This window comes from Lachnotalea sp. AF33-28, from assembly GCF_003477885.1.
GTDB lineage: Bacteria > Bacillota > Clostridia > Lachnospirales > Lachnospiraceae > AF33-28.
Genome location: NZ_QUEE01000036.1, coordinates 1 through 372, shown reverse-complemented (window position 1 = coordinate 372; position 372 = coordinate 1). Strand labels below are relative to the sequence as shown.

Here is a 372-nt window from a genome sequence, read left to right as displayed (position 1 = left end):
CGTGCTACAATGGCGTAAACAAAGAGAAGCGAAAGGGTGACCAGGAGCGAATCTCAAAAATAACGTCTCAGTTCGGATTGTAGTCTGCAACTCGACTACATGAAGCTGGAATCGCTAGTAATCGCGAATCAGAATGTCGCGGTGAATACGTTCCCGGGTCTTGTACACACCGCCCGTCACACCATGGGAGTCAGTAACGCCCGAAGCCTGTGACCCAACCGAAAGGAGGGAGCAGTCGAAGGTGGGACTGATAACTGGGGTGAAGTCGTAACAAGGTAGCCGTATCGGAAGGTGCGGCTGGATCACCTCCTTTCTAAGGAAGAGAAGTAGGGGTTGGATATACTGTTGAGTTATCAAGAGAAGCAGCGGAAG

General features: G+C 51.1%; 1 rRNA gene (only partly in view). It reads left to right on the top strand.

The window, feature by feature from the left end:
• Positions 1 to 313, top strand: a 16S ribosomal RNA gene (locus tag DWZ56_RS22530); its annotated part reaches 1,142 nt to the left of the window's first position; the annotation flags it as partial.
• Positions 314 to 372 lie beyond the last annotated feature (59 nt).